This is a genomic window from Variovorax sp. GW821-FHT10C12, assembly GCF_059415405.1.
The window spans coordinates 383,820-409,401 of sequence record NZ_JBWKNE010000001.1; the positions used below are offsets into that span (position 1 = coordinate 383,820).

The window sequence follows — 25,582 nt, forward strand, 5'->3', positions numbered from 1 at the left end:
TTTTGCTTCGCCAAAAGAAAGTAAGCAAAGAAAAGGCGACCCCACTGTCTGCGACCCTCCGCTTCGCTGCGGGCAACCTGCGGTGCTCGCGTTTCGCGGGGTCTCGCAGAACTCGCCTGCGGCTCAAACAGCTGCGAGCCCTGATCCGCGAAACGCTGCGCTCCTCGGCGCAGCCAGAGGGGATTTGGATACCAGCGGGCCGTCGCTTCGCTCGGCCCGGGAACTTCCAACAGCCGCATGCCACGAGCTGTGCTCGTGCTCACAGTCACCTCTGCATTTGCACTAGCGCTGGCGCCTGCGCTCACGCAACGACCAACGCCACTACCGATCCCCGCCGCAGCAGGCGCGCAGCGCCTGCTGCGGCCCACTGGCCGAGCGAAGCGATGGCCCGAGGGGTTCCCCAATCCCTTCTGTATGCGCCGAGGAGCGGAGCGTTTCGCGGATCAGGGCTCGCCCTTGTTTGAGCGAAGCGAGTTTGGGCGAGACCCCGCGAAACGTGAGCACCGCAGGTTGCCCGTAGCGAAGCGGAGGGACGCAGACAGTAGGGTCGCCTTTCTTTTGCCTACGTTTCTTTGGCGAAGCAAAGAAAAGTAGGTCGCCTGCCGGGGCGAGACCCGGCCTCGGGAAGCAAATCCCTGAAGACGTCCAACTACCGAGGTAGCGCCAATGCAAACGGCAAACTAACCACCCCAAGGATGGTCGACAGCGTCACCAGCCCCGCGACGTACGGTCCGTTGTAGCCCATCCGCGCCGCCAACACATAGGCACTCGACGCGGTCGGCACGGCTGAGAAGGCCATCAACACCGAAGCCTGCGTAGCGTCCAGCTTCAAAGCCAGCGACAACCCCCAAGCCACGAGCGGCAAAAAGAAATGCCGTATCGCCAACACAGACACCGCCAACACCTTCCCCCTCCCCAACGTCGCGAACTGCATCCCCGCCCCCGCCGCCAGCAGCCCCAACGCCAGCGACGCAGCCCCGATCCGCGTGAGCGTCGGCGTCAACCAGCCAGGCACCGTGAGCCCCAGCACATTGGCCAGCAGCCCCGCCAGCGTCGCCACGATCAGCGGGTTGCGCACCAGCTGCCGCACGAAGCCGGTCTGCGCGTGCCGCGTCATCGGCCACACGGCGGCGATATTGAACATCGGCACGCACACGCCGATCAACACGGCAATCAGCAGCAGGCCTTCCGGCCCGGCCAGCCGCTCGGCCAGCGCCAGGCAGATGAACGAGTTGAAGCGGAATGCGATCTGCGCGCTCGCGGCATGGTCGTGCCGGTCGATGTGCGAGCGCAGGCCCGGCACGAAGGGCAGGGCGTAGGCCATCGCGATGCCGGCCAGCCCGACGCCGACGCCCGCGGTCAGCAGGCTCGAGGTCGCGCCGAAGTCGAGCGGGCTGCGCACGATCGAATGGAACAGCAGGACGGGAAATAGAAAGTAATACACCAGGCTCTCGACCTGGTCCCACACGCGGCGGTCGAGCGCGGTGTAGCGGCACAGGAGCCAGCCGATGGCGATGAGGGAGAAATCGGGGAAGAGCAGCTGCGCGTAGTTCACCGCTTCGAGCATAAACCGGCACAACCGTGGGTATTCCACAGCATGACGGAAAGCCCCGACCCGCTAGCATCCGGGCTTCGCTTTTTTCCGGCCGCCTCGGCCGGTCCCGTCTAGTCAAGGAGTTATCGATGCAACGTCGTCAATGGAGCGCGCTTGCGGGCGCCGCCGCGCTGGTCGCAGTGGCAGGTCAGAGTTTCGCGCAGGGCTATCCCACCAAGCCGGTCGAACTGAGCGTGCCGTTCGCACCCGGCGGCACGACGGACATCGTGGCGCGCGTGATCGCCGACCCGCTGGGCAAGGTGCTGGGCCAGCCCGTGGTGGTGATCAACCGCGCCGGTGGCGGCGGCATCGTGGGCGCGGCCGAAACGGCGCGCGCACCGGCCGACGGCTACAAGCTGGGCGTGGCCACGGTGTCGAGCACCGCCGCCAACCCGGCCATCAACCCGAAGACGCCGTACGACCCGATCACCGACTTCACGCCGATCATCAACATCGCGGCCACGCCGAACGTGATCGCCGTGAACCCGAGCTTCCCCGCCAAGAACTACGCCGAGTTCGTGGCCGAGCTGAAGAAGAACCCGGGCAAGTATTCGTACGCCTCGTCGGGCACGGGCGGCATCGGCCACCTGCTGATGGAGCTGTACAAGAGCCTGACCACCACCTTCGTCACGCACATCCCGTACCGCGGCGCGGGCCCGGCGCTGAACGACGTGGTGGCCGGCCAGGTGCCGATCATCTTCGACAACCTGCCCTCGGCGATGCCCTTCATCCAGAGCGGCCGCCTGGTGCCGATCGTGGTGTCGGCGCCGACGCGCGTGGCCGGCCTGCCGAACGTGCCGACCTTCAAGGAAGTCGGCCTGGAGCCGGTCAACCGCATGGCCTACTACGGCATCCTCGGCCCGAAGGGCCTGCCGAAGGAAGTGGTCGACAAGATCAACGCCGGCGTGAAGAAGGCGGTGGAAGATCCGGCCGTGAAGAAGCGCATCGAAGACACCGGTTCGCTGATCGTGGCCAACACGCCCGACCAGTTCGCCGCGCAGATCAAGGCCGAGTTCGACGTGTACAAGCAGGTCGTGAAGAAGCAGAACCTCAAGCTCGACTGACCGGCTTCGCTTCCCCCGAAAGCCGCCCGCGTTCCGGGCGGCTTTTTCTTTTGTTATCTTGCACCGCATGACCGAGGCCGCCGCCGCTCCCCCCACCGCCGACATCGACACCTTCATCGACGCCCTCTGGCTCGAGGACGGGCTGTCGAAGAACACACTGGCCGCCTACCGCCGCGACCTCGCGCTGTTCGCGCAGTGGCTGCGCGAACAGCGCGACGGCATGGGGCTCGACGCCGCGCGCGAGACCGACCTGCAGGCCTACATGGGCGTGCGCCTGTCCACCAAGGGCAAGGCGACGTCGGCGAACCGGCGGCTCACGGTGTTCAAGCGCTACTACCGCTGGGCGCTGCGCGAGCGCCGCATCACGGCCGACCCGAGCATCCGCCTCATGCCGGCGCGCCAGATGCCGCGCGCGATCAAGACGTTGTCCGAGAAGCAGGTCGACGACCTGCTGGCCGCCCCCGATGTCGAGAGCCCGCTCGGCCTGCGCGACCGCGCGATGCTGGAGCTGATGTACGCGAGCGGCCTGCGCGTGAGCGAGCTGGTCGCCCTGAAGGCCATCGACATGAGCCTCAACGACGGCGTGCTGCGCGTGCTCGGCAAGGGCAACAAGGAGCGCCTCGTGCCCTTCGGCGGCGAGGCGCGGCGCTGGATCGAGCGCTACCTCGACGAGTCGCGCCCCGTGATCCTCGACGGCCAGCAGACGCCCGACCTGTTCGTGACCGCACGCGGTGCGGGCATGACGCGCGTGATGTTCTGGGTCATCGTGAAGAAGCAAGCCGCGGCTGCCGGCATCCACGTGCCACTGTCGCCGCACACGCTGCGCCATGCGTTTGCCACGCACCTGCTGAACCATGGCGTCGACCTGCGCGCGGTGCAACTGCTGCTGGGCCATGCCGACATCTCGACCACCACCATCTACACGCACGTGGCGCGCGAGCGCCTGAAGCAGCTGCACGCGGCGCACCATCCGCGCGGCTGACGCGGCCTTCGTTCTCAGCTCTTGCGCTTGCGCGCCTCGATGGCGGGCACCAGCGTGTCGTAGAAAGCGCTCACCATGCGCATCTCGCGCCGCTCGGCCAGGCACAGCACGTGGGCATAGGTAAAGATTTCTGCGTCGCTGAAGCCGACCATGTGCAGGTTGGGCCCCGGCACGAACTCCACGCCCGACACGGCCGCGATGCCCAGGCCTTGCGCCACGGCTTCGCGGATCACTTCGCGGCTGCTGATCTCCATCACCACGTCGACCTCGACCTTGGCTTTCGCGAGCGCCAGTTCGAGCGCCTTGCGCGTGGTCGAGCCTTGCTCGCGCAGGATGAGCCGTTCGCCCTGCAGCTCGGCGAGGCGGATGTTGCGCCGCTTCGCGAAGCGGTGCGTGGAGGGCACGAACATCACGACCGGGTGCTGGCTGAAGGGCACCGACAGAAAGCGGTCGTCGCGCACCAGCTGCGCGAGCACGCCGACGTCGGCGCTGTAGTCGAGCAGGCGGTCGAGCACGTCCTGTGAATTGCCGGTGCTCACCGTGACCTTCACGTCGGGGTAGCGCAGGCTGAAGTCGACCAGCATCTTGGTCACATGGTACGGGCCCACGGCCGCCACGCGCAGGTGGCCGGTGCGCAGCTTGCCGGCGTCGCCGAGCAGCGCCACCGCATCGCCTTCGAGGCTGAAGATCTGCTGCGCGAGCTGCATCAGCTGTTCGCCGATCTCTGTGAGCTGCACGCGCCGGCCGCGCCGGTGAAAGAGCTCGACCTGGTAGGCCTCTTCGAGAAAGCGCACCTGCGTGGTGATGGTGGGCTGGCTCACGTGCAGGTGCTCGGCGGCCCGCGTGAAGCTGCCTTCGCGGGCCACGGCATAGAAGGAACGCAGCTGGGTGAGGCGCATCGCGGGAGCCTTTCTGATCTATAGGTTCAGTATATAGATCATCGAAAAAATTTGAATTTGATCGATATGAGTACCAGTGATGTACTCGCGCTCAAGACGGACCAGGCCTCGACAGAAACACGCCGGACGTCCCGAATCCTCACGTTGTCATGACCATGACACGCACGACTGGAAGACTCGAGACGGGTACTTTTGCCCTTCGAAACGACCTGAGGATTCCATGCAACGCAGACCACTGGAGACAACCATGATGAAGCGTAGAAAGCTGCTGCTCGGCACTGCCGCCGTGACAGCGTCCGCCTTCGTGCCGATGGCACGGGCACAGCAGGTTCTCACTGTCGGGCTGATTCCTTCCGAGGACTCGCGCGCCATGATTGCCAACAGCCAGGCCATGATGGACATGCTGTCCAAGGCCCTCGGTTTTGCGGTCAAGCCCTTCGTGGCGGCCGACTACAACGGCGTGATCGAGGCGCTGCGTTCCAAGCGGCTCGACGTGGCCTACCTCGGCCCCTTCTCGTATGTGCTGGGCACCACGGTGGCCGACATCGAGGCCTTCGCGGTGGCCGAGACTAAGAAGGCCGGGCGCACCTCCTATCACAGCCAGATCGTGACCCACAAGGACACCGGCATCAAGACGGTGGCCGACCTCAAGGGCAAGACCTTCGCCTTCGTCGATCCGAGTTCCACCTCGGGCCATCTGTTCCCGAAGGCCGGCCTGCTGAAGGCGGGCTTCAACCCCGACAAGGATTTCGGCCGCGTGATCTTCTCGGGTTCGCACGACTCGAGCGCGATCGCGGTGCAGAACAAGAAGGTCGATGCCGCGGCCATCGCCGACCGCATCCTCGACGCTGCCGTGTCCAAGGGCCTGGTCAAGCGCGAAGACCTGGTCGAAGTCTGGAAGTCGGACCCGATCCCCGAGTCGCCCACCGTGTGGCGCAAGGACCTGCCCGCCGACCTGAAGACGCGCGTGCAGGCCGCCTTCCTGCAGGTGAAGGACATCCCCTGGTCCGACCAGGGCCTGCTCAACGGTTTCCACCCGACCAACGATGCGGCCTACAACATCATCCGCGACACGGCCAAGGTGCTGAACCTCGACCTGAGGAAGATGAAATGATCGAAATCCGCGGGCTGTGCAAGCGCTACGGCGACTTCACCGCGCTTCACCGTGTCGACCTCACGGTGGCCAAGGGTGAGTTCGTCGTCATCCTCGGCGCGTCGGGTGCGGGCAAGTCGACGCTGCTGCGTTGCATCAACCACCTGGCCGAGCCGAGCGAAGGCGAGATCCACGTGGACGGGGAGCGCTCGCGCGGTGACCGCGCCGGGCTGCGCAAGGTGCGCCGCGACGTCGCGATGATCTTCCAGCACTACAACGTGGTGCCGCGCCTGTCGGTGCTCAAGAACGTGCTGACGGGGCGGCTGGGTTCCATGCCCGCGCTCTTGTCGTGGTTCCAGGTGTTCCCCGCGAAGGACATCGCCATCGCCCGCGAATGCCTGCGCCGCGTCGAACTCGACCCCAAGGCCGACCTGCGCACCGACACGCTCTCGGGCGGGCAGAAGCAGCGCGTGGGCATCGCCCGCGCGCTGGCGCAAAAGCCCAAGGTGATCCTGGCCGACGAGCCCGTGGCCAGCCTCGACCCGAAGACCTCGCGCAAGGTGCTCAATTACCTGAAGCAGGCCAGCCGGCAGGACGGCATCACGGTGATCTGCAACCTGCACCAGGTCGACTACGCCCGCGAGTTCGCGCAGCGCGTGATCGGCGTGGCGGCCGGACGCATCGTGTTCGAAGGCCGGCCCGACGAGCTGACCGACGAGGTGCTGCACCTCATCTATCCGGGCGGCGTGGAAGAGGGCACCGACGCTGCGGCTGCCGGCGCAGAGCCCGACACCGCAGCACCGAGCGTGCCCGCCGCGGCCCTTCATGCGGCGCCGGTGCGCACCGCCACGCAACTCGCCATGGAGCAATCATGATCGCCCTCGGACGCTACAACCTGCTGATCGCCCGAAGCGCCGGCAACCCCGGCTGGTGGAAGTACGCCGTGGCCGTGCTCGCCGGATTCGGCGTGTTCTGGTGGGCCGCCATCGGCAGCCAGGTGAGCTTCAGCGAACTCGGCAAGGGCATGCCCTGGATCGCCGACTTCCTCGGGCGCATGCTGCCGCCCAACTGGGAGTTCATGGGCAAGCTCGTGAAGCCGGCCATCGAGACCGTGCAGATCGCGCTGTGGGGCACGCTGCTGGCGGTGATCCTCGCGGTGCCGCTGTGCTTCTTCGCGGCGCGCAACATCTCGCCGAACGTCGCCGTGTTCCATGCAATGCGGCAGGTGCTGAACATCACGCGCGGCATCAACGAGATCATCCTGGCGCTGATCTTCGTGGCGGCCGTGGGACTCGGCCCGTTCCCCGGCGTGCTGGCGTTGGCATTGCATGGCGCGGGCATGCTCGGCAAGTTCTTCGCCGAGTCGATCGAGGAGATCGACCAGGGCCCGATCGAGGCGCTGCGCGCCACCGGCGCGGGACCGATCCAGACCATCATCTTCGGCGTGATTCCGCAGGTGGTCACCGCGTGGATCGGCGTGATCGTCTACCGCTTCGAGACCAACCTGCGCCAGGCCACGGTGCTGGGCATGGTGGGCGCGGGCGGCATCGGCTTCGAGCTCGTGGGCAGCATGAAACTGTTCCAGTACCAGGACACGGCCACCTGCATCCTGGTGATCGTCGTGATGGTCATGACGGCCGACTACCTCTCGACCCGGCTGCGCGGCTGGATCCAGCAGGGCGCGCGCTGATGGCCCGCTCCTTCCCTGCGGCGTTCGCCGCCTCCTGAACCCACTTTCCCATGAGCGCCAACTACCACAACCCCGTGCACAGCGTGTACGGGGCAGGGGCCCTGCTGTCCCTGCCGAAGCTGCTCGAAGGCCGGCGCGCCGCGCTGGTGACCTTTCCCGAGGCGCGCGCACTGGGCCTGCTGGACCGGCTGGCGTCGGTGCTAGGCGACGCGCTGGCCTGCACGCTCGACCAGACGCGGCCTAACCCCGACGTGGCGGAACTGGCCGAGACCTACGAATGGTTCTGGCGCACGCATGCCGACGTGGAGGTGATCGTCGCGGTCGGCGGCGGCAGCGCCATCGACACGGCGAAGGCGCTGATGGTGGCCGACGACCACGGGCGCTTCGCGGACCTGGTGGCGGGGCTCGCGGGCGAGCGGCCCTTCGTGGCCACGCGCCACAAGACGCTCATCGCCGTGCCCACCACCGCCGGCACCGGCAGCGAGGTCACGCCCTGGGCCACGATCTGGGACCGCGAGCGGCAGAAGAAGTACTCGCTGCACCTGCCGCAGACCTGGCCGACCTATGCCGTCATCGACCCGGAGCTGATGCTGTCGCTGCCCGCGGCCGTCACGCTGCAGAGCGGGCTCGATGCGCTGTCGCACGCGCTCGAGGCGATCTGGAACGTCAACGCCAATCCGCTGTCCGACACCTTCGCCGTGGCAGCGGTGCAGGACACGCTGGAGGTGCTGCCGCAGCTCATGGCCCGGCTCGACGACGTCGACCTGCGCGGACGCATGGCACTCGCGGCGCTGAAGGCGGGCATGGCGTTTTCCAACACCAAGACCGCGCTCGCGCATTCCATCTCCTACGAGATGACGCTGCGCTACGGCCTGCCGCACGGCATCGCCTGTTCGTTCCCGCTGCCGATGGTGCTGGCGCGCGCCATCGGGCGGCGGTCTGACCGCGACGCGGTGTTGGCGCAGGCGCTGCGCATGCCGCTGGCCGACGCGCCGGCGCAGCTCGCGGCCTTCATCGAATCGCTGGGCGTGAAGACGCGCTTCGCCGACTACGGCGTGGGCGAGGACGAGGCGCGCGAGATGCTGCGCCATGCGCAGGGCGGGGCGCGCGGGCGCAACTTCATCGGCAACGACGTACAGGTGCAGGAAGCCTGAGCTGCGCAGGGGCCGCGAGGGCCCGGGATGTTTCAAAATGGACGCTCCCATTCAAGAGAGATCCAGAGACATCCATGAACCTTCGCAGACTCTGCACCGGCCTCGCACTGGCCACGACCGCCGGCCTCGCCATGGCCCAGGGCTTTCCCACCGCCAAGCCCATCCGCCTGATCGTCGGCTACCCGCCCGGCGGCGGCATCGACTTCGCGGCGCGCACGGTGCAGGTGCCGCTGCAGGAAGCACTCAAGCAGCAGCTGGTGGTCGACTACAAGCCGGGCGCCAGCGGCATGATCGCGGCCACCGAGCTCACGCGCCAGCCAGCCGACGGCTACACGCTGCTGCTGGCCAACACCGGCCCCTTCGCCATCGCGCCGTACCTGCAGAGCAAGCCGCCGTACGACCCGATCAAGCAGTTCACCTACATCGGCCAGATCAGCCAGGGCAGCTACATCGCGGTGACGCGGCCCGACCATCCGGCGAAGAACCTCAAGGAGTTCGTGGCGTGGGCCAAGGGCCAGCCCGGCAAGGTCAATTTCGCCTCGGGTGGCAACGGCACCTCGACGCACCTGAACGGCGAGCTCATGAACCAGGTGACGGGCCTGGACATGACGCACGTGCCGTACAAGGGCAGCGCGCCGGCCGTGCAGGACCTGCTCGGCGGGCAGACGCAGATCCTCATCGACGCGGGCAGCGTGCTGCTGCCGCAGGTGAAAGGCGGCAAGCTCAAGGCGCTGGCCGTGACCGGCCCGGTGCGCGACCCGCAACTGCCCGACGTGCCGACCGTGAAGGAGCTGGGCCTCGCAGGCATGGAGGCGGTCGGCTTCCAGGGCCTGGTCGGCCCCGCCAACATGCCCAAGGAGGTGGTCGATCGCCTGTCGGGTGAACTTGCGAAAGCACTGGCGACGCCCGAGATCAAGGCCAAGTTCGCGGCGGCCGGCGCCGAGGTGCATCCGCTCGGCCCGGCGGCCTTTGCGGCTTTCGTCAAGGCGGACAATGAGAAATGGTCCAAGCTGATCCGCGAGCGCAAGCTGCAGCTGGACTGACCGATCTTCTATCTCATCGACGCATGCCTTTCATCGACACCATGAACTTCCTCGCCGCCTCCAAGCACTCGCGCCGCACCACGACCCGGCTGCTCGCCGCCGCGGCGCTGTGCGCGGCCAGCGGCGCGCATGCGCAGGCCGTGCCGCGCACGGTGCGGCTCATCGTGGCCTACCCGGCGGGCGGCGTGAGCGACGTGGTCGCCCGCGCGCTCGGCGACCGGCTCGCCGCGCAGCTGGGCACCACGGTGATCGTCGACAACCGCGCGGGCGCGAGCGGCGCCATCGGCATGGACGCCGTGGCCAAGGCCGCGCCCGACGGCGCGACGCTGGGCTTCTCGGCCATCAGCCCGCTGGTGCTGAGCCCGCACCTGGGCAAGCTGCCGTTCGATCCGCTGAAGGACATCGTGCCGGTGGCCAGCGTGATGTATTCGCCCGTGCTGCTGGTGGCCACGCCGGCCAGCAAGGCGAAGGACTTCCGCGCGCTGATCGCCGAGGCCAAGGCGCAGCCCGGCGCGGTGCGCTGGGCCACGTCGGGGCCGGCCTCGCTCGGACACATCGTGCTCGAGCAGGTGCGCGCGGCGGCCGGCGTGGACATCACGCACGTGCCCTACAAGGGCGGCGGCCAGCAGCTCAACGATGCACTGAGCGGGCAGTTCGAAATTTTGTCGACCAACGCCAGCCCGACGCTGTCGGCGCACATCCAGTCGGGCAAGCTGCGCCCGCTGGCGGCGGGCGCGCCCGCGCGGCTCGAGAGCCTGCCGCAGGTGCCCACGCTGGCCGAACTGGGCTACAGCGCGGCCAACATCCATTCGCTGTTCGGCGTGTTCGCGCCCGCGGGCACGTCGGCGGCGCTGGTCGCGAAGTACAACGCCGAGATCAACAAGGCGCTCGCCAGCCCCGAGCTGCGCGCCAAGCTCACGGCCACCGACAACGTGCCCGCCCCGGGCACGCCGGCCGCCTTCGCCAAGGAAATCGCCATCGAGTTCGAGAGCAACGGCCGCATCGTGAAGGCCGCGGGCATCAAGGCCGATTGACCCCGGCGCTTGCAGGGGCGGGTTTCCCTACCTTATAGTAGGTAGATGCATGACGCTTCCACCCTGGCCCCCGGCGGCACCCGCGATCAGATCCTCGCGGTGGCGCGCGGGCTCATCGAAACCCGTTCGTACCTGGGCTTCAGCTTCCAGGACGTGGCCAACGCGGTGGGCGTGCGCAAGGCGAGCCTGTACCACCACTTTCCCACCAAGGAAGCGCTGGGCATCGCGGTGATCCAGGGTGCCACGCAGGGCTTCAAGGACTGGGTGGCGGCGCGCGCGCGCGAGCCCAAGGACGCGCTCGAATCCTATTTCCGCATGTACCGCAACACGCTGAAGGCCGGCTCGGGCCTGTGCCCGGCCGGTGCGCTGGCGCCGGGCTGGGACTGCATCAACGAAGACCTGCGCCAGGCCGTGCAGGCCCTGCGCAACACGCAGGTGATGTGGCTCACCGGCGTGCTCGGCGCACTGGTGCCGGCGCAGGCGCAGAAAGACAACCCCGTGGCCTCGCTCGCGGCCTTCGTGTTCTCGTCGTGCCAGGGTGCGCTGCTCGCGTCGCGCATGACGGGCCGCGTCGAAGACTTCGACGACGCCATCGCGCAACTGCGGCGCGCACTGCCGCTGGACTGACCGATCCGTTTCACCACGGGCACGCCGGACGTGCCTTTTTTTGAACCCCGAAGCCTACCGATTGGAAGGTAGTTTTTCCTCAAGGAGTGTTCCCATGAAAGCCGTGATTTCCGCCTACGCCCGTTCCCCGTTCCACTTCGCCAAGAAGGGCGCGCTGGCCGAAGTGCGCCCCGACACGCTCGCCGCCGGCGTGGTGCAGGGCCTGCTGCAGCGCACCGACCTCGACCCGGCGCTGCTCGAAGACATCATCCTGGGCTGCGCCTACCCCGAGGCGTCGCAGGGCAACAACCTCGCGCGCATCGTCGGCCTGCTGGCCGGGCTGCCGCACGAGGTGGGCGGCATGACGGTGAACCGCTTCTGCGGCTCGTCGATGCAGGCGGTGCACATCGCCGCCGCGCAGATCGAGGCGGGCATGGGCGAGGCCTTCCTGTGCGTGGGCGTGGAGTCGATGACGATGGTGCCGCAGGGCGGCTTCAACTTCTCGCCCAGCCCCGAGCTGCTGGCCAGCACCGATGCCTACATCTCGATGGGCGAGACCGCCGAGAACGTCGCGCAGCGCTGGAACGTGAGCCGCGCCGACCAGGAAGCGCTGGCCGTCGAATCGCACCGCAAGGCGACCGAGGCGCGTGCGCAGGGCCGACTGGCTGGCGAGATCGTGCCGGTGCGCCTGGCCTCCGGCGAGGTGGTCGATGCCGACGGCTGCATCCGCCCCTCGACCTCGGCCGAGGCGCTCGCCAACCTCAAGCCCGCGTTCCGCCCCGACGGCGTGGTCACGGCGGGCACCTCGTCGCCGCTGACCGATGGTGCGGCTGTCGTGCTGGTCACCAGCGACGCCTTTGCCGCGAAGCACGGCCTGAAGCCGCTGGCGCGCATCCGCTCGTTCGCGACCGTGGGCGTCGACCCGGCCGTCATGGGCATCGGCCCGATTCCCGCCACGCGCAAGGCGCTCGCACGCGCGGGCCTGAGCGTGGCCGACCTCGACGTGGTCGAGATCAACGAAGCCTTCTCGTCGCAGGCGCTGGCCAGCATCCGCGACCTCGGGCTCGACCCGGCCACCGTCAACCTCGACGGCGGCGGCCTGGCCATCGGCCACCCGCTGGGCGCCACCGGCGCGCGCATCACGGGCAAGGCGGCGGCGCTGCTGGCGCGCGAGAACGGCCGCTATGCGCTGGCCACGCAATGCATCGGCGGCGGGCAGGGCATTGCCACCATCCTCGAGCGCGTCTGATCGCCCGAGAATGACGGGCAACGCAACAAGGAGACTCCCATGGACAAGCTGTATCTCGAAGACCTGAAGGTCGGCGACCGTTTCCAGAGTGGCGAACACCTGCTCGACGCGGCACAGATCAAGGCCTTCGCGCAGCAGTTCGACCCGCAGCCCTTCCACACCGACGAAGAGGCCGCCAAGAACACCTTCTTCGGCGGGCTGGCCGCGAGCGGCTGGCACACGGCGGCGCTCACCATGAAGCTGCTGGTCGACAGCGGCATTCCGCTGGCGGACGGCATCATCGGCTCGGGCGGCGACCTGCAGTGGCCCAAGCCCACGCGGCCCGGCGACGTGCTGCATGTGGTGAGCGAGGTGGTCGACATCACGCCCTCGCGCTCCAAGCCCGGCCGCGCGATGGTCTCGATGCGCTGCCAGACGCGCAACCAGCGCGGCGAGGTGCTGCAGTACTTCACGCCGAAGCTGGTGGTGCACAGCCGCACCGCGACGTCCTGATCCTCGGGCGACTCAGACGACGCGCAGGCCCAGTTCCTCGACCAGCGCGGCGGCCTGGCGGTGGGAGATGGTCGCGCCCTTGAACGGCGCGGCGTTGGCCAGCCGCAGGCCGCCCAAGTCCACGTCGCGCAGGTCGGCGCCTTCGAAGCGAGCGAGCTTCAGGTGCGCGTTGCGCAGGCTGCCGCCTTCGAAGATGGTCTCGCGGAAATCGCAGCCCGACAGGTCGGCCTCTGACAGGTCGAGCTGCGCGAGCGTCTGCTTGCGGAACGACAGGCCGCGCAGGTGCGCGTCGATCAGCAACGAGTCCTTGAACACGACGCCCAGCGCCGACACCTCGCCGAGGTGCGCGCCCGTGAGCTTCACGCCCGTGAAGAGCGCCGAGGCCAGCTTGGCGCGCGCCCATTGCGTGTTGTTGAGGTCGCAGTCCTGGAAGCGCGCGTTCGTGAGGTCGGCCAGACCGAAGTCGGCCTGGCGCGCGCGGCAGCCGACCCAGCGCGTGTCCGCCAACTGCGCGCGCTCGAACGAGGTCTCGGCGAAGCTGCACAGGGTGAACTGCGCGCCGCGCAGATCGAGGCGCGACAGGTCGGCCTCGTCGAAATGGCAGCGTTCGAAATGCGGCGGCGTGTCGCGGCCTTGCAGGCAGGCTTGCAGCTCGGCGCGTGACCAGGTCTGGTCGGAAATCACTTCGGTCATTCGGGACGGGAGTCGGTCAGCGCGCGCAGCTCTGCGGGGCTGAAGCCCGCCCGGCCGCGTGCTTCGAGGTTGAAGGGCGGCTTGTGGCGCGGCGCGTCGTAGCGCGCGACCAGGGCCGGGTAGTTGGCTTCGGCGTCGAGCCCGGCGCGCTCGCACAGCCAGCGGTACCAGTGGTTGCCGATGGCCACGTGGCCCACTTCGTCGCGCAGGATGATGTCGAGGATCTCGACCGCCCGCAGCGCGTCGGGCGTGTTCACGCGTTTCAGCTTGGACTGGATCAGCGGCGTGGCGTCGAGCCCGCGCGCTTCGAGCGTGCGCGGCACCAGCGCCATGCGCGCGAGCACATCGTCCTTCGTCTTCTCGCACATGTTCCACAGGCCGTCGTGGCCCGGAAAGTCGCCGTAGCGCCAGCCCATGGCCTGCAGGTGCGTGTGCAGCAGCGTGAAGTGCTGCGCCTCTTCGTCGGCCACGCGCAGCCAGTCGCGGTAGTAGGCCTCGGGCATGCCGTCGTAGCGCCACACGGCGTCCAGCGCGAGGTTGATGGCGTTGAACTCGATGTGGCAGATCGAATGGATCAGCGCGGCGCGGCCCTCGGGCGTGAACGGCGAGCGCTTCTGCACGGCGGTGGCGGCCACGCGCAGCGGGCGCTCGGGACGGCCGGGCACGCCCTCATCGTCGCCGGGCGTGCGCAGGGGCTCGAGTGCTATGAAAACAGTAGCTGCCTGTGCAGCTGTGGTGCGCGTGGCGGCCACCTTGTCGTCGGGGTCTGTCAGGCGCAGCGCGGCCAGCGCGCTCAATCGGGGGTGCATCCCTACAATTCTAGTTTTGCCCCTCCGGAGACAACCACGATGGCGATTTACGAATTGGATGGCATTGCACCGCGCCTTGGCGAAGGCGCATGGGTCGCGGACAGCGCCCAGGTCATGGGCAATGTCGAACTGGCCGAGAACGCGAGCGTCTGGTTCGGCGCCGTGTTGCGCGGCGACACCGAGGTGCTGACCATCGGGCGCAACAGCAACATCCAGGACCTGTCGGTGCTGCACGCCGACATCGGCTGCCCGCTGACCATCGGCGACAACGTGACGGTGGGGCATCAGGTGATGCTGCACGGCTGCACCATCGGCGACAACTCGCTGATCGGCATCCAGGCGGTGGTCTTGAATAACGCCAAGATCGGCCGCAATTCGATCGTTGGCGCCGGCAGCGTCGTGACCGAGGGCAAGGAGTTTCCCGACAACTCCCTCATCATCGGCTCGCCCGCCAAGGTGGTGCGCACGCTCGACGATGCCGCCGCCGCCAAGCTGCGCCAGAGTGCGGAGCACTACGTAGAAAACGCCCATCGCTTCGCGAAGGGCCTCAAGAAAATCGCCTGACCTGCGCAGGCACACAGAGAAAGATTCCGTTTTGAGCGAGCTGCACAAATTCCTGTTCGATGGCCTGCCGGTGCGCGGCATGATCGTGCGCCTGACGGATGCGTGGCAGGAGATCCTTGCGCGGCGCGCCTCCAACACCGCCACCGGCCCGTACCCACCGCCCGTGGCCGAACTGCTCGGCGAGATGACGGCCGCGGCCACGCTGATGCAGTCGAACATCAAGTTCAACGGCGCGTTGATCCTGCAGATCTTCGGCGACGGCCCCGTGAAGGTGGCCGTGGCCGAGGCCAAGCCCGACCTGAGCCTGCGCGCCACCGCCAAGGTGATCGGCGACCTGCCGGCCGACGCGCGCCTGCCCGACATGGTCAACGTGAACAACAAGGGCCGCTGCGCGATCACGCTCGACCCGAAGGACAAGCTCCCGGGTGCCACGCCGTACCAGGGCGTCGTGCCGCTGTTCGGCGACGACGGCGAGAAGCTGGGCAAGCTCAGCGACGTGCTGCAGCACTACATGCTGCAAAGCGAGCAGCTCGACACCACGCTGGTGCTCGCGGCCGACGACAAGGTGGCGGCCGGCCTGCTGATCCAGCGCCTGCCGGTGAAGGGCGAGGGCAACCTCGAAGGCACCTCCGACAAGGACCGCGACCAGGCCAGCGAAGACCGCATCGGCCGCAACGAGGAATACAACCGCATCTCGATCCTCGCGTCGAGCCTCACGCGCGACGAGCTGCTCACGCTCGACGTCGAGACCATCCTGCGCCGCCTGTTCTGGGAAGAGAAGCTGCTGCGCTTCGAGCCGCAGGCCGGCCTGCTGGGCCCGCATTTCGCGTGCACCTGCGGCCGTGAGCGCGTGGCGCAGATGATCCGCGGGCTCGGCGTGGAAGAGGCCGAGGAAATCCTCGCCGAGCGCGGCGACATCGAGGTCGGCTGCGACTTCTGCGGCAAGCAGTACCGCTTCGACGCGATCGACACCGCGCAGCTGTTCAAGCCGCTGGGCGACCAGCTGCCGGGCAGCCCGGTCGTCCAGTAAGCGCGACGCGGTTCAAGCGGGCTGCGGCTGCTGCCGCAGCACCTTGACCATCGCGGCCAGGCGTTCGTTGCCCAGGCCCGCGCCCAGCGCGCGGTCGAACATCCCCATCAAAAAGTCCGGAAAGCCCGCGTCGAGCTGCGCCTCGCGCGCCTGCTTCACGAACAGCCGGCCCGAGCCCGCGCAGGTGGCCATCGAACTCTCGGGCTCGCCGTACTGGCCGGCGTGGATGGCTTCGCCCTCGGCCTGGATCATTTCTCCCAGCACTGGCGAGATCGCGCCGATCATCTGCGAGAACCCGTCCACCGGAAGCCCTTCGGCTTCGCAGATGCGCACGCCGTGAAAGAACCCGCTCATCGCGCCGAACATGCATGACAGCGTGGCCAGGTCCCAGGCCGCCGCGTTGCCGATCGGTTCGCCCATGTGCTGGATGTTCCCGGCGATGGCTTCGAGCAGCGGCCGGCAGGCGGCGAGGGCGCGCGCTTCGCCGGAGATGAAGAGCGGCGTGTCAGGCCGGCCGATCTGGCCCGGCGTGGCGAGCAGGGCGCCGTCGAGATACGCCACGCCGCTGAGCGCGGCCCAGTCGTCGCGCGCGTCCTGCGGCGTGCCGGTGCTCAGCTGCACCAGCACCTTGCCGCGCAGCGCATCGTGAACGCCGGGCGCGGCGAGGATCGCGCGCGACGCCGGGTAGTCGGCCACGCAGACCAGCACCACGGGGCTCGCTTGCACGGCGGCCAGGGCCGTGGGTGCGAGCACCGTGCCTTGGTTCAACAGAGGCCGCGCGCGCTCGGCCGTGCGGTTCCACACCGTCAGCGTGAATTTAGATTGAAGGGCGCGCGCGAGGGCCAGGCCCATGGGGCCGAGGCCGATAAGGGAAACGTCGGTCATGTGAAGTCCTTGTTCGGAAATGGGATCAAGCGGCGCCCGGCGTCAGGCCCTGGCCCAGCCCGCCGTCGACGGTGAGCCGCGCGCCCGTCGTGAAGGTCGCCTCGAAGGCGAAGAAGAGCACCGCGCGCGCGACTTCGGCCGAGGTGCCGTGGCGCCGCATCGGCGTGATCTGGTCGCCCAGGCGCATGAACTCGGCGCGCTCCTCGGCGCTCGCGTCGGTCACGCCCAGCGTGGGCGTGTCGATGAAGCCGGGGCTCACCACGTTCACGCGGATGCCGCGCGTCACCAGCTCCGCCGCGAAGCCCGAGGCCATCGAGCGCAGCGCGGCCTTGGTGGCGCTGTACACGCTCATGCCGTGAATGCCGCCTTCGTCGGCAATGGACGAGGTGAAGACGATGGCGCTGCCCGCCGGCATCAGCGGTGCGAGGCGCTGAACCGTGAAGAACGGGCCTTTGGTGTTGACCGCAAAGGCGCGGTCGTAGCCGGCCTCGGTCACCTGCTCGAAGGGCTCGAGCGACGCGATGCCCGCGTTGATGTGCAGCAGGTCGATGCGGCCGAAGCGCTCGCGCGCCGTGGCGGCGAGGGCGTCGATATCGGCCAGCGAGGCCGCGTCGGACGCCAGCACATGCGCGCGCGGGCCGAGCACGCGGCGCGCGGCCTCCAGGTTCTGCGGATTGCGGCCGGTCACGAGCACGTCGGCGCCGCCGTCGAGCAGCGCCTGCGCGGTGGCCAGGCCCATGCCGAGGGTGCCGCCGGTGATGACGGCTTTCTTGCCTGCGTAGGGGGTGTGGGGTGTGGTGTTCATGGCCGTCGATGATCCGGATCGCACGGCTTGCGGTCGCGCACGTTCAGCCGTGGGGGAGCACAAACGGTCGACAGCATGCAGGCCGCGCGCGGCCCATAATGTTTCGATGAGCGATACCGATCTGGACACCGATCTGCGCGGGCACGGTGGTGTGGCGTGCGAGGTGGCGCTGTCGGCCGACAGCTTCGTCGCACCGCCCGCCACCGACAGCCTGCGCGTCGACGTGCGCCAGACCCCCGGCGGGGTCGTTGGCTACGAGGCGCTGCCCGACCACCGCCTCAAGCTGCACGCGGGCGCACCGGTGGCAGGCGCCTGCCAGTTCCATCGCTTTCTCTACACGCGCGGCGACCTCGACATCCTGCCGGCCGGCAGCACCGACATCTGGCATGAAGAGTCGCCGAGCACCTCGGTCGTGGTGCGCATGGCGCCCGCGCTGCTTGTGCGCACGGCCGACGAGATGGGCCTGCCGGCCGAGCGCGCGGTGCTCGGCGAGCGCCACCAGTTCCGCAACCCGCAGATTGAGCACATCGCCTGGGCGCTCGACGCCGAGCGCCGCGCGGGCTTTCCCAACGGCCGTCTCTACACCGACAGCCTCGGCACCGCGCTCGCGGTGCAGCTGATCGCGGCCGGCCCGCAGGTGGCGCCGTCACCCGCGCAGGGGCTGACGCGGCTGCAGCTGAAGCGTGTCACCGAGTTCATCGAGGCGCATCTGGATCGCGACCTGTCGCTGGCCGCGCTGGCCGAGGTCGCAGGCCTGAGCGCCTCGCACCTGAAGACGCAGTTCAAGCGCTCGACCGGCCAGGCGGTGCATGCGTATGTGGTGCACCGCCGTGTCGACCGCGCGCGCAGCCTGCTGCTGAACAGCGAGATGCCCGCGAGCCTCGTGGCGCTCGAGAGCGGCTTCTCGCACCAGAGCCACATGGCGCGCTGCATGCGCCGCGTGCTGGGCCTCACGCCCGGCGAGGTGCGGCGCGCAGCGTAGGGTTCAGCGCGCTTCGTCGTCGAAGCCGCTGAATGCGATGTCGGGCGCGCTGGTGTTGTGTTTCGAGGGCAGGCTGCGGCCGAAGCGCACCTGCGTGGCGTTCAGCGTCTTCACCTCGGGCAGCGGCAACACCTGCTCGGCCGCTTGCGGCGAGGCCTGCCAGCGCACCTCGCTCATGTCGGCGTTGTCGGGCGTCACGTACATCGAACGCAGCACCGCGAAGGGTTGCTTCGCACTCGCCGTGGGCTTGGAGAGCGTCACGTCGAGCGCGGTGCGGGTGCGGCTGATCTCGGTCACGCGCGCCACCGCCTTGCCGCCGTCGGTGAAGCGCAGGTGGATGGCGAGGGGCTTCGGCACCACGCGGATCGACGCGATGTTCACCACCGGCCGCCCGGCCTGCACGACCGGGCCGAGCAGGAACGACGAGCCGTACACGCCGTCGCCGAAGCGCGCCTCGGGCAGCGGCTTGAGGCGCCAGTAGCCGTCGGACGGGTACAACACGATGGCCTCGAGCGCTTTGCCTTTTTCCTTCTTGAACACCTGCAGCAGGTGAAAGCCGCGGTCGTGGCGCATGCCGACCTGCACCGGCACGCGCGCTGGCCGCCAGAAGGTCGGCAGCGTCATGCCGACGATGCGCCACTGCGCGTTGTCGAGCAGCACGACGGTGCGCTTCCTGAAGCGGTGCGCGGGGTCGGTGGGGTGCGCGCCGCCGTCGAAATTGCAGCCCGAGAAATCGGGCGCGGTGACGTCGTTGCCGATGCTGCCGAGGTAGCTCGGCTGCAGCGCTTCGATGCGCAGGCGGCGGATGCCGTCGCCGCGTAGCACCATCGACACGTTGTCTTCCTCGGCGCAGGCCGTGGAGGTGGTGGCGTTCTCGACGGTGGCAGCAACGGGCGCTGCAGAAGCGGCACCGGCGGCCAGCAGCAGGGCGAGGAAGGCGGCGGCGGGAGCGCGGCGCGCAGCAATCGAAACGGGCATCGGGTCTCCGGTGAAGGGGAGAGGGCGCGCGAACGCGCAAGAACCGGAAGGCTCAGGTGGGGTCGCGGCGCGCCATCAGGTCGCTGAAAAGCTTATGTTCGCATTCCGGGTCGGAACACTTCTCGCAAGGCCATGTCCACGAGGCGGGCTTGGCATCGCGGCGGGTGCGCGTGCGGGCGCGGCCTTCGTTGCCGGCGATGGTGTTGATCGCGTTCCAAGCGTTCGCCAGCCGTTCGCCGCCGCTGCCGTGCACCACGGCATACGAGAGCCCCGCGCGCGAGAGCGCGGCGCGCACCAGCGTGTCGGTCGGCTGGCGCGCGTGCGGGCCGTCGCGCATGTCGTCGGCCACCCAGGGCAGGTCGAGCGCGGTGAGCAGCGTGATGGCATAGCGCCGCTGCGCGGCCAGGGCGCTGTCGTAGAGCGAGGTGTCGGCGAACAACTGCTCGCTGTAGACCGCCGTCATGAGCGCCGTGGTGTCGGCCACCACCACGCCCGTGGCGGCAGCGGCGTCGATGCGGCGCCTCTGTTCGTCGGCGATGGCTTGCTGCTCGTCGGGTCGGGGCGTGCGGCCCTCGCGCTCGCACCATTCGCGCAGGTACTCGCCCACGAGCGTGACGGGCGTGCCGCGGTCTTGCAGGCGCTGCGCGATGGCGCGCGAGAGTTCGGTCTTGCCGGTGCTCTCGGCACCCACGAGCGCGATGACGCAGCCGGTCGGCAGGTTCGGTGTCATGCGGGCACCGCCTTCGTGGTGGCCTTCGGCAGGCGTCGCTGCCATGCCAGGAAGCCGGCCACGCTGAGCACGGCGAACACCGCGTACAGCGCCGTCGTGAGCCACAGGCCCTTGTGGATGAACAGGCCCACGCTGACCACATTCACGGCCAGCCAGATGAGCCAGTTCTCGATGAACTTGCGCCCGAGCAGGAACTGCCCGACCAGGCTCAGGCCGGTGACAAAGCCGTCCCACCAGGGCACGTCGGTGTTGGTGAAGCGGCGCAGGAAGAGGGCGACCACGGGCCACGCAATCGCGCAGGCCGCGAGGGCGTACATGGTGCCGCGCGGCGACAGCCGGCTGACCCGCAAGGCGCTGCCGTCGGCGCGAAAGCCGCGCAGCCATTGCGCCCAGCCCCACAGGGCGACGAAAGCGAAGAAAACTTGAAGGGAGGCGTCGCCATAGATGCGTGCGTTGGCGAACACCACCACGTAGAGCAGCGAGCTGACGATGGCCAGCGGCCAGCCCCAGTGGATCTCGCGCATGTTGCAGCCGACCATCGCGAGCGCGAGCACGGCGGCGACGAGTTCGAGCCAGGTGACGGGAGAACCCCACAGCGCAAAGGCGGAGGCCGAGAGAAGCTCTGGCATCGAGAAGCGGTGGCGAAGGAAAGGGTCAGTGCGCGATCTGCACGAAGACTTCGTTCGGTTTGACCATGCCGAGTTCCGCGCGGGCGCGTTCCTCGACCATCTCGAGGCCGTCTTTCAGGTCATTGACTTCGGACGCAAGCCGCTCGTTGTTGAGGGCGGCCTTGGCGTTGGCGTCCTTCTGGTCGGCCAGCTGGGTTCTGAGCTGGGCGACCTCGCGCACGCTGCCGCGCCCGTTCCACAGCTGCCACTGCAGGATGACCAGCAGCAGCACCAGGATGAGAGGAGGGACGAAGCGCGCGCGCATGCAGGCTGCGAGGCGCTACTTGAGGTTGTAGAACGCGCCGCGGCCCGGGTAGACGGCGATGTCGCCGAGGTCTTCTTCGATGCGCAGCAGCTGGTTGTACTTGGCGATGCGGTCCGAACGCGACAGCGAACCGGTCTTGATCTGGCCGGCGTTGGTGCCCACGGCGATGTCGGCGATGGTGCTGTCTTCGGTTTCGCCCGAACGGTGCGAGATGACGGCCGTGTAGCCGGCACGCTTGGCCATCTCGATGGCGGCGAAGGTTTCGGTCAACGTGCCGATCTGGTTGATCTTGATCAGGATCGAGTTGGCGATGCCCTTGTCGATGCCTTCTTGCAGGATCTTGGTGTTGGTGACGAACAGGTCGTCGCCCACCAGCTGCACGCGCTTGCCCAGGCGGTCGGTGAGCAGCTTCCAGCCGTCCCAGTCGCCTTCATGCATGCCGTCTTCGATGCTGATGATCGGGTACTTGTCGACCCAGGTCGCCAGCATGTCGGCCCAGTTGCCGGCCGACAGCGTGAGGTTCTCGCCCGACAGCACGTAGTTGCCGTCCTTGTAGAACTCGCTGGCCGCGCAATCGAGGCCCAGGGCGATCTGTTCGCCGGCAACGTAGCCGGCCTTGTCGATGGCTTCCAGGATCAGCTGGATGGCCGCTTCGTGGCTCTCGACGCTGGGGGCGAAGCCGCCTTCGTCGCCCACGGCCGTGCTGATGCCGCGGTCGCCCAGGATCTTCTTCAGGGCGTGGAACACTTCAGCGCCATAGCGCACGGCCTCGCGGAAGCTCTTGGCGCCCACGGGGATGATCATGAACTCTTGCAGGTCCAGGCTGTTGTTGGCGTGCGCGCCGCCGTTGATGACGTTCATCATCGGCACCGGCAGCTGCATGCCGCCCATGCCGCCGAAGTAGCGGTACAGGGGCAGGCCCGACTCTTCGGCCGCGGCGCGGGCCACGGCCATCGAGACGGCGAGGGTGGCGTTGGCGCCCAGGCGGGCCTTGTTGTCGGTGCCGTCCAGGTCGATCATCGTGCGATCGAGGAAGGCCTGTTCGCTGGCGTCCAGGCCCAGCACGGCTTCCGAGATCTCTGTGTTGATGTTTTCGACGGCCTTCAGCACGCCCTTGCCGAGGTAGCGGCTCTTGTCGCCGTCGCGCAGCTCGATGGCCTCACGCGAACCGGTCGAAGCGCCCGAGGGCACGGCCGCACGGCCCATGGTGCCCGATTCGAGCAGCACGTCGCACTCGACGGTGGGGTTGCCTCGGCTGTCGAGAATTTCGCGGCCGACGATGTCAACGATTGCACTCATCTCTATCTCTTTCTCTGGGTCTCTTGGTGGAGTGGACTGGCAAAAAACGGAATCAAAGGCCTTCGACCGCGATCATGTTCATGATGGCGGCGCCGGCACGCGCTTCACGCGCCTTCAGGTATTCGGGCGTTTCGTAGAAGGCCTTGGCCTGCTCGAAGCTGGGGAATTTGAGCACGACCACGCGGGTGGGCTTCCAGTCGCCTTCGAGCGGCTGCACCTGGCCGCCGCGCACGCAGACTTCGGCGCCGTGCGCCTGCATCGCGACGCTCGACCACTTCTTGTATTCCTCGTACTGCGTCGGATTGGTGACCTCGACGTGCGCAATGACGTAACCGCTGCTCATGCTTGAAAACTGTCCTCTAGGAAAGCGTTTTTCTTGGTGACCCGGTCGAGCGCGACGAGCGTCTCGAGCAGGGCCTTCATGTGCTTGAGCGGCACGGCGTTGGGGCCGTCGCTCAGGGCTTTGTTCGGGTCGGGGTGGGTCTCCATGAAGAGACCGGCCACGCCCACGGCCACGGCCGCGCGCGAGAGCACTGGCACCATCTCGCGCTGGCCGCCCGAGCTGGTGCCCTGGCCGCCGGGCAGCTGCACCGAGTGGGTGGCGTCGAACACGACGGGCGCTTTCGTCTCGCGCATGATCGCCAGCGAGCGCATGTCCGAGACGAGGTTGTTGTAGCCGAAGCTGGCGCCGCGTTCGCAGGCCATGAAGCTGTCTTCGTCCAGGCCGGCTTCTTTTGCAGCAGCGCGGGCCTTGTCGATCACGTTCTTCATGTCGTGCGGCGCGAGGAACTGGCCCTTCTTGATGTTCACCGGCTTGCCCGACTGCGCCGCGGCATGGATGAAGTCGGTCTGGCGGCACAGGAAGGCGGGCGTCTGCAGCACGTCGACCACCTTGGCGGCCTCGGTGATGTCTTCGTGGGTGTGCACGTCGGTCAGCACCGGCAGGCCGAGTTCGCGCTTCACCTTGGCCAGGATTTCGAGGCCCTTGTCGCGGCCCGGGCCGCGAAAGCTCGTGCCCGAGGAGCGGTTGGCCTTGTCGAAGCTGCTCTTGAAGATGAACGGGATGCCCAGCGACGCCGTGATTTCCCTCAACGTGCCGGCCGTGTCCATCTGCAGCTGCTCGGATTCGACCACGCACGGGCCGGCGATCAGGAAGAAAGGCTGGTCCAGCCCGATGTCGAACCCGCAAAGTTTCATGCCACGGCCTTGAGCGTCTTGTTGGTGCTGCCCGCGCCCTTGTCCTTGTGGTCGAGCGCCGCCTTGATGAAGGCGTTGAACAACGGATGGCCGCCCCACGGCGTTGACTTGAACTCGGGGTGGAACTGCACGCCCATGAACCACGGGTGCACGTTCTGCGGCAGCTCGACGATCTCGGTCAGGTGCTCGCGCTGCGTGAGCGCCGAGATCACGAGGCCGGCGTTGCGCAGCTCGTCCAGGTAGTTGACGTTGGCTTCGTAGCGGTGGCGGTGGCGCTCGGTGACCACGTCGCCGTAGATGCTGTGCGCCAGCGTGCCGGGCGTGACGTCGGAGCTTTGCGCGCCCAGGCGCATGGTGCCGCCGAGGTCGGACTTCTCGTCGCGCGTCTTCACGGTGCCGTCGCGGTCCTTCCACTCGGTGATCAGCGCGATCACGGGGGTGGGCGTTTCCGGGTCGAACTCGGTGCTGTTGGCGTTCTTGAGGCCGGCCACATGGCGGGCGTATTCGATGGTCGCGACCTGCATGCCCAGGCAGATGCCCAGGTAGGGCGCCTTCGATTCGCGGGCGAAGCGGGCGGCCGAGATCTTGCCTTCGACGCCGCGCTGGCCGAAGCCGCCGGGCACGAGGATGGCGTCGTATTTCGCCAGGCGCGACACGTCTTGCGCGGAGATGGTCTCGGAGTCGATGTAGTCGATCTTCACGCGCGCATGGTTCTTCATGCCGGCGTGGCGCAGTGCCTCGTTGAGCGACTTGTAGCTGTCCGACAGGTCGACGTACTTGCCGACCATGGCAATCGACACTTCCTGTTGCGGATGTTCGACCTCGTACACCAGGTCGTCCCAGCGCGTGAGCTTGGCCGGCGGGGTGTTGATGCGCAGCTTGTCGCAGATCAGGCCGTCCAGGCCCTGTTCGTGCAGCATGCGGGGCACCTTGTAGATGGTGTCCACGTCCCACATCGAGATCACGCCCCATTCGGGCACGTTCGAGAACAGCGAGATCTTGGCGCGCTCGTCGTCGGGAATCGGGCGGTCGGCGCGGCACAGCAGCACGTCGGCCTGGATGCCGATGGCGCGCAGTTCCTTGGCGGTGTGCTGCGTGGGCTTGGTCTTGAGCTCGCCGGCGGCGGCGATCCAGGGCACGTACGAGAGGTGCACGAAGGCCGAGTTGTTCGGGCCGTTGCGCAGGCTCATCTGGCGCACGGCTTCGAGGAAGGGCAGCGATTCGATGTCGCCCACGGTGCCGCCGATTTCGACGATGGCCACGTCGACTTCGTGCGGGGTGCCGATGCCGGCGCCGCGCTTGATGTATTCCTGGATCTCGTTGGTGATGTGCGGAATGACCTGGACGGTCTTGCCGAGGTAGTCGCCGCGGCGTTCCTTCTCGAGCACGGTCTTGTAGATCTGACCGGTCGTGAAGTTGTTGGCCTTGCGCATGCGCGTGTTGATGAAGCGCTCGTAGTGGCCGAGGTCGAGGTCGGTCTCGGCGCCGTCATCGGTGACGAACACTTCGCCATGCTGGAACGGTGACATCGTGCCGGGGTCGACATTGATGTACGGATCGAGCTTGATGAGGGTGACTTGGAGGCCGCGCGATTCGAGGATCGCGGCGAGCGAGGCGGAGGCGATTCCCTTGCCAAGGGAAGATACGACACCACCGGTGACGAAGACAAATTTGGTCATGCCAGTTCCGGACGCGTGAATCCGGGCAGTGGGAAATTGCGATTATAGGTGTCCCCTTTGTGCCTCCACGGCCGAAGGCCATCCCATTCCTGATCTTG

28 protein-coding genes are annotated in these 25,582 nt (G+C 67.9%); 14 read left to right on the forward strand and 14 right to left on the reverse strand.

All coding sequences use genetic code 11. The features are described from left to right. Positions 1-649: 649 nt before the first annotated feature. A complete protein-coding gene (locus AC07OH_RS01825; RefSeq protein WP_070059542.1) occupies positions 650-1,567 on the reverse strand; it encodes an AEC family transporter in 918 nt (305 codons plus the stop codon). Between the two features lie 116 nt (positions 1,568-1,683). Between AC07OH_RS01825 and AC07OH_RS01830 the strand changes: the two genes are divergently transcribed. Continuing rightward, positions 1,684-2,658: a tripartite tricarboxylate transporter substrate binding protein BugE gene (locus AC07OH_RS01830; RefSeq protein ID WP_101492274.1), complete on the forward strand. Its 975-nt coding sequence runs from the start codon at positions 1,684-1,686 to the stop codon at positions 2,656-2,658. A gap of 67 nt (positions 2,659-2,725) precedes the next feature. Continuing rightward, the gene (gene xerD / locus AC07OH_RS01835; RefSeq protein WP_492677954.1) at positions 2,726-3,640 is read left to right on the forward strand and encodes a site-specific tyrosine recombinase XerD; all 915 of its coding nucleotides are present in this window, start codon (positions 2,726-2,728) and stop codon (positions 3,638-3,640) included. 14 nt (positions 3,641-3,654) lie between these two features. On the opposite strand, the gene AC07OH_RS01840 is transcribed toward xerD, so the two are convergent. After that, positions 3,655-4,539, reverse strand: coding sequence for a LysR substrate-binding domain-containing protein (locus AC07OH_RS01840; RefSeq protein ID WP_495299364.1), 885 nt, complete (start codon positions 4,537-4,539; stop codon positions 3,655-3,657). Between the two features lie 250 nt (positions 4,540-4,789). Here AC07OH_RS01840 and phnD point away from each other — a divergent pair, with 250 nt between their 5' ends. The 9 genes from phnD (at position 4,790) to AC07OH_RS01885 (ending at position 12,900) form a co-directional block, all read left to right on the forward strand. Continuing rightward, complete coding sequence (phnD, locus tag AC07OH_RS01845) at positions 4,790-5,653, forward strand: phosphonate ABC transporter substrate-binding protein (RefSeq protein ID WP_062482233.1); 864 nt, start codon at positions 4,790-4,792, stop codon at positions 5,651-5,653. Then, on the forward strand, positions 5,650-6,507 hold the full coding sequence (gene phnC / locus AC07OH_RS01850) for a phosphonate ABC transporter ATP-binding protein (protein WP_495299365.1): 858 nt from the start codon (positions 5,650-5,652) through the stop codon (positions 6,505-6,507). The genes phnD and phnC overlap by 4 nt, the downstream gene beginning before the upstream one ends. After that, on the forward strand, positions 6,504-7,322 hold the full coding sequence (gene phnE, locus AC07OH_RS01855) for a phosphonate ABC transporter, permease protein PhnE (RefSeq protein WP_495299366.1): 819 nt from the start codon (positions 6,504-6,506) through the stop codon (positions 7,320-7,322). Before phnC ends, phnE begins: the two co-directional genes overlap by 4 nt. A 50-nt stretch (positions 7,323-7,372) precedes the next feature. Then, a complete protein-coding gene (psrA, locus tag AC07OH_RS01860) occupies positions 7,373-8,476 on the forward strand; it encodes an iron-containing alcohol dehydrogenase PsrA (protein ID WP_495299367.1) in 1,104 nt (367 codons plus the stop codon). A gap of 74 nt (positions 8,477-8,550) precedes the next feature. After that, positions 8,551-9,519: a Bug family tripartite tricarboxylate transporter substrate binding protein gene (locus AC07OH_RS01865; RefSeq protein ID WP_495299368.1), complete on the forward strand. Its 969-nt coding sequence runs from the start codon at positions 8,551-8,553 to the stop codon at positions 9,517-9,519. Between the two features lie 41 nt (positions 9,520-9,560). After that, a complete protein-coding gene (locus tag AC07OH_RS01870; RefSeq protein ID WP_495300953.1) occupies positions 9,561-10,553 on the forward strand; it encodes a Bug family tripartite tricarboxylate transporter substrate binding protein in 993 nt (330 codons plus the stop codon). 45 nt (positions 10,554-10,598) lie between these two features. Then, the gene (locus AC07OH_RS01875; protein WP_095947288.1) at positions 10,599-11,180 is read left to right on the forward strand and encodes a TetR/AcrR family transcriptional regulator; all 582 of its coding nucleotides are present in this window, start codon (positions 10,599-10,601) and stop codon (positions 11,178-11,180) included. Between the two features lie 94 nt (positions 11,181-11,274). Beyond that, positions 11,275-12,408: a thiolase family protein gene (locus tag AC07OH_RS01880; protein ID WP_495299369.1), complete on the forward strand. Its 1,134-nt coding sequence runs from the start codon at positions 11,275-11,277 to the stop codon at positions 12,406-12,408. A gap of 39 nt (positions 12,409-12,447) precedes the next feature. Continuing rightward, positions 12,448-12,900: a MaoC family dehydratase gene (locus AC07OH_RS01885; protein ID WP_495299370.1), complete on the forward strand. Its 453-nt coding sequence runs from the start codon at positions 12,448-12,450 to the stop codon at positions 12,898-12,900. A gap of 12 nt (positions 12,901-12,912) precedes the next feature. On the opposite strand, the gene AC07OH_RS01890 is transcribed toward AC07OH_RS01885, so the two are convergent. Both AC07OH_RS01890 and AC07OH_RS01895 read right to left on the reverse strand, forming a co-directional pair. Next, positions 12,913-13,593: a pentapeptide repeat-containing protein gene (locus tag AC07OH_RS01890; RefSeq protein WP_495299371.1), complete on the reverse strand. Its 681-nt coding sequence runs from the start codon at positions 13,591-13,593 to the stop codon at positions 12,913-12,915. After that, complete coding sequence (locus AC07OH_RS01895) at positions 13,590-14,402, reverse strand: ferritin-like domain-containing protein (protein WP_495299372.1); 813 nt, start codon at positions 14,400-14,402, stop codon at positions 13,590-13,592. The genes AC07OH_RS01890 and AC07OH_RS01895 overlap by 4 nt, the downstream gene beginning before the upstream one ends. Before the next feature lie 39 nt (positions 14,403-14,441). On the opposite strand from AC07OH_RS01895, the gene AC07OH_RS01900 reads away from it, so the two are divergent. Together AC07OH_RS01900 and hslO are read left to right on the forward strand one after the other, a co-directional pair. After that, positions 14,442-14,966 carry a gamma carbonic anhydrase family protein gene (locus AC07OH_RS01900; RefSeq protein ID WP_070059531.1) on the forward strand — a complete coding sequence of 175 codons (525 nt, stop codon included), beginning with the start codon at positions 14,442-14,444 and terminating at the stop codon, positions 14,964-14,966. A gap of 31 nt (positions 14,967-14,997) precedes the next feature. Next, the gene (gene hslO / locus AC07OH_RS01905) at positions 14,998-15,996 is read left to right on the forward strand and encodes an Hsp33 family molecular chaperone HslO (protein ID WP_495299373.1); all 999 of its coding nucleotides are present in this window, start codon (positions 14,998-15,000) and stop codon (positions 15,994-15,996) included. A 12-nt stretch (positions 15,997-16,008) separates the two neighbouring features. On the opposite strand, the gene AC07OH_RS01910 is transcribed toward hslO, so the two are convergent. Next, positions 16,009-16,881, reverse strand: coding sequence for an NAD(P)-dependent oxidoreductase (locus tag AC07OH_RS01910; RefSeq protein ID WP_495299374.1), 873 nt, complete (start codon positions 16,879-16,881; stop codon positions 16,009-16,011). Between the two features lie 25 nt (positions 16,882-16,906). Next, positions 16,907-17,686: an SDR family oxidoreductase gene (locus AC07OH_RS01915; protein WP_495299375.1), complete on the reverse strand. Its 780-nt coding sequence runs from the start codon at positions 17,684-17,686 to the stop codon at positions 16,907-16,909. A 106-nt stretch (positions 17,687-17,792) separates the two neighbouring features. On the opposite strand from AC07OH_RS01915, the gene AC07OH_RS01920 reads away from it, so the two are divergent. Further along, on the forward strand, positions 17,793-18,668 hold the full coding sequence (locus AC07OH_RS01920; RefSeq protein ID WP_495299376.1) for an AraC family transcriptional regulator: 876 nt from the start codon (positions 17,793-17,795) through the stop codon (positions 18,666-18,668). 3 nt (positions 18,669-18,671) lie between these two features. Here the strand turns inward: AC07OH_RS01920 and AC07OH_RS01925 are convergent, their stop codons facing one another. Genes AC07OH_RS01925 through pyrG form a run of 8 tightly spaced genes read right to left on the reverse strand, consistent with a single transcriptional unit; the run spans position 18,672 to position 25,484 of the window. After that, positions 18,672-19,646: a hypothetical protein gene (locus AC07OH_RS01925; RefSeq protein WP_495299377.1), complete on the reverse strand. Its 975-nt coding sequence runs from the start codon at positions 19,644-19,646 to the stop codon at positions 18,672-18,674. A 52-nt stretch (positions 19,647-19,698) separates the two neighbouring features. Further along, the gene (locus AC07OH_RS01930; RefSeq protein ID WP_495299378.1) at positions 19,699-20,376 is read right to left on the reverse strand and encodes an AAA family ATPase; all 678 of its coding nucleotides are present in this window, start codon (positions 20,374-20,376) and stop codon (positions 19,699-19,701) included. Beyond that, a complete protein-coding gene (gene pnuC / locus AC07OH_RS01935) occupies positions 20,373-21,005 on the reverse strand; it encodes a nicotinamide riboside transporter PnuC (RefSeq protein WP_495299379.1) in 633 nt (210 codons plus the stop codon). Before pnuC ends, AC07OH_RS01930 begins: the two co-directional genes overlap by 4 nt. A 25-nt stretch (positions 21,006-21,030) precedes the next feature. Continuing rightward, positions 21,031-21,309, reverse strand: coding sequence for a cell division protein FtsB (ftsB, locus tag AC07OH_RS01940; RefSeq protein WP_070059525.1), 279 nt, complete (start codon positions 21,307-21,309; stop codon positions 21,031-21,033). 15 nt (positions 21,310-21,324) lie between these two features. Then, on the reverse strand, positions 21,325-22,608 hold the full coding sequence (gene eno / locus AC07OH_RS01945; RefSeq protein ID WP_099796284.1) for a phosphopyruvate hydratase: 1,284 nt from the start codon (positions 22,606-22,608) through the stop codon (positions 21,325-21,327). 52 nt (positions 22,609-22,660) lie between these two features. After that, entirely contained in the window at positions 22,661-22,951 is a 291-nt protein-coding gene (locus AC07OH_RS01950) for a DUF1330 domain-containing protein (protein ID WP_056583246.1), read from the reverse strand. Next, positions 22,948-23,805 (reverse strand): 3-deoxy-8-phosphooctulonate synthase, encoded by an 858-nt coding sequence (gene kdsA / locus AC07OH_RS01955; protein WP_495299380.1) that lies wholly within the window; start codon positions 23,803-23,805, stop codon positions 22,948-22,950. The genes AC07OH_RS01950 and kdsA overlap by 4 nt, the downstream gene beginning before the upstream one ends. Further along, positions 23,802-25,484, reverse strand: coding sequence for a CTP synthase (pyrG, locus tag AC07OH_RS01960; RefSeq protein ID WP_495299381.1), 1,683 nt, complete (start codon positions 25,482-25,484; stop codon positions 23,802-23,804). The genes kdsA and pyrG overlap by 4 nt, the downstream gene beginning before the upstream one ends. Positions 25,485-25,582 lie beyond the last annotated feature (98 nt).